This window comes from Hydrogenivirga sp. 128-5-R1-1 (assembly GCF_000171895.1).
Genome location: NZ_ABHJ01000099.1, coordinates 1 through 2,578 on the forward strand (window position 1 = coordinate 1; position 2,578 = coordinate 2,578).

Genomic DNA, 2,578 nt, shown 5'->3' on the forward strand with positions numbered 1-2,578 from the left:
TTTTTGGTAAGAAACACGCTTGTAGTATAAACTTCAACGTTTTTATAATTTACAAGCTCTTTTTTTACCTTTAGCTCTTCTTCTCTTGGTATTCTTTCCCTTCCAGTACCAAATCCATAAGTTCTTTGTGTTAAGACCCCAATTGTTGGGTCATATAAGCCGTCTGTTTCTTCAGCTACATCTAAAGCCTGTTTTATGATATCTATTACTAAAGGTGGGCAGTGAACCGGTTCCTGCCCAGCCATCTTATTTATCTGAGATATATAAGATGTTTCCTTATATGCTGACAGTTTTTCTTCAAAATCTTTTGCAATTTCCAGACACTCTTCAAGTAATTTTTTATCAGCTTTTGCTTTTATTAAAATTTCAGTGGACATGACTTTATCTCTAACTTCGTTTATCTTTTTTAAAAAAGTAAACATAGAGAAACCTCCTATTTTTTAGAAACCTTTTCTGCCCATGACTTTATATCTTCTTCCAATACCCTAACATTATATTCCTCGGCATGCTCCTTTAAATTCTGGTATATTTTCTCATATTTAGCCATTGCCCTTCCCTTATCAGGGGAAGGGTCTTTTACAAGACCATAAATCTGTCTTCCTTCATGCCACTCAGGTAAATATTCTGTTATAGGAAGCCCTTCTTCGGTGGTAAATAATAAACAGTGGCAGTATTTAAAAATCTGCATCTCATCACAGGGGCATATCCATTTTCTTCTTTTTACTTCTTCCTTTTTATCTGGGTAAAAATTACATGGACAAAGTGGTTTCCCAAGTTCTTCTTTATGTTTTGCAAGACCGTTTAATACTGATTCACGGGCTTCCAAGTCAGGATTTAAAACTGTGCCTGACTTTTTTGCATAATTTTCTGCATAATTTTTTAGTTTATCTAAAGTGATTGTAATCATAACAAACACCTCCTTTTTTAAAATTCATACTTCATTAAGAATGAAGTAAATATTGCCTGTAAATTATTTTTGCCGTACCAATTTTTAATGTATTCATTACTTGATGTAAAGTAATAATCTGCACTTCCTTCAAATTTAACCCTATCCCAGTTTATAAGGAATTTTCCTTTTGGTTTGTAAATGAATGAAAGTCCTACCGTGTTTGAAGAGAATTTTGACATTCTGTAATCTACAGCATAGTATTTGTCATTTAATGTGTACTGGGTTATAGGTTTGGAAACTTAGCTTTTGTCTGGGTGTAGTATCTATATCTAATTCCCATTGTTAAGTTCTCTGTCATATCTCTTAGAAGTTCCACGTTAAATGTATGGGATTTTATATCCCAGTCGTCTTTATAATATCTATAAGAAAGGTTTGTGGCTAATTTTTCTGTTAAAAGTTTAACAACTTTAAATGTAAATGCCTGTCCTTTTCTTGTATCAGGGTACTTTTCAAATTTGGCAATATTGTCCAGTATTATGTAATGGTAAGGAGATGATAAAAATCCTTCAGAGTAAAGGTCTGTATAGATAAACTGAACCATAGCAGTTGGAGATAAAAGCTGGGTTAAAGACAGGTCTATCTTACGTTCCCTTCTATAATCTTTAGGTAGGTTTCTTTTAAAAACAGGTTTCCATTTATCAAAAGATTGAGAAAATCCTATACCTAAAGCTGTGTTTTGCTCATTGAATTGTTTTACTAAATTTGCAAAAATAGAGCGTCCTTCATAGTCAATTTCAGTTGAGTAATATCCACCAATTGTAATAGAGTTTTCTCCATCATCATAACTTCCAAATATGGAACCTGCATATCTTGTATCATCAAATCCTTCTTTTCCAGATGCTCCTGTAACAGCATCAGCCTGTGTAGGTCTTCCTCCATTTCTTATACTGGCTGCAGAGATGGCATCAATTCTTGCCTTTATACCTACTAGTATTTTTTGTGTAAGTTTTTTCAAAAATTCAAATGTTGGAGAATATACCTGTACATCTCCATTGTCAAAATATGTGTTAAACCCAATTCCAACTTCATCTTTAGCTCCGGAGGCAAATCCCTTTGCAAATGGTACAAATACTAATAAGCCTGCAATAAATTTTTTTATCTGCATCCGCATCCTCCTTGGAAAGAACTTTCACCTCCTGCTGAGGCTTCCCTTATAAGAAATACGTGTCCTTCCTGTTCTGCTCTTGAAGATATAGGGTCAAACTGCATTTTTTGCTGGGCAAAGTATTCTCTTTCATATGGCATAACCCTAATAAGTTTCTCACTGCAAGAGGTCAAAAATATAGAAGTTCCGATTAAAGCAAATATTAACCTTTTCATTTTTACTCCCCTAAAGCATTTTTTATTGCAGATTTGAGCATTCCAATATTTTCTGATGTAAAACTTCCTATAAATATCTTTTTTAACTTTCCATTTTTATCTATTAGATATGAAGACGGCATTCCTCTTGGTCTGTAAATCTTTGCGAGACCTTTTTTTTCATCCCATAGAACTACAAATGGAGTTTTTATTCCTGTTCTTTTTTCAACTTCTTTTAAAAACTTAACAGCTTTTTCTTTATTGTTATCTACACTTACTGCAACAATTATGAAATCCTTACCCTGAAGCTCTTTTTGAAGTTTATAAAAC

Annotated in this window: 6 protein-coding genes; all 6 read right to left on the reverse strand. The window is 33.2% G+C overall.

Annotation, left to right across the window (positions count from 1 at the left end; translation table 11 throughout):
- The coding region (locus HG1285_RS04840; RefSeq protein WP_008288541.1) for an FAD:protein FMN transferase at positions 1-422 on the reverse strand (422 nt) is incomplete at its 3' end.
- An 11-nt stretch (positions 423-433) separates the two neighbouring features.
- Positions 434-907, reverse strand: a complete 474-nt coding sequence (locus tag HG1285_RS04835) for a ferredoxin-thioredoxin reductase catalytic domain-containing protein (RefSeq protein WP_008288542.1) — start codon at positions 905-907, stop codon at positions 434-436.
- Between the two features lie 17 nt (positions 908-924).
- Complete coding sequence (locus HG1285_RS19525) at positions 925-1,128, reverse strand: hypothetical protein (RefSeq protein WP_008288543.1); 204 nt, start codon at positions 1,126-1,128, stop codon at positions 925-927.
- A 44-nt stretch (positions 1,129-1,172) separates the two neighbouring features.
- Positions 1,173-2,054, reverse strand: a complete 882-nt coding sequence (locus HG1285_RS04830) for a DUF3570 domain-containing protein (protein WP_032496893.1) — start codon at positions 2,052-2,054, stop codon at positions 1,173-1,175.
- Positions 2,045-2,269, reverse strand: a complete 225-nt coding sequence (locus HG1285_RS17765) for a DUF4266 domain-containing protein (RefSeq protein WP_032496895.1) — start codon at positions 2,267-2,269, stop codon at positions 2,045-2,047. The genes HG1285_RS04830 and HG1285_RS17765 overlap by 10 nt, the downstream gene beginning before the upstream one ends.
- Before the next feature lie 2 nt (positions 2,270-2,271).
- Positions 2,272-2,578, reverse strand: a 307-nt coding sequence (locus tag HG1285_RS04825) for a TlpA disulfide reductase family protein (RefSeq protein WP_008288545.1), incomplete at its 5' end; no start/stop codon positions are given.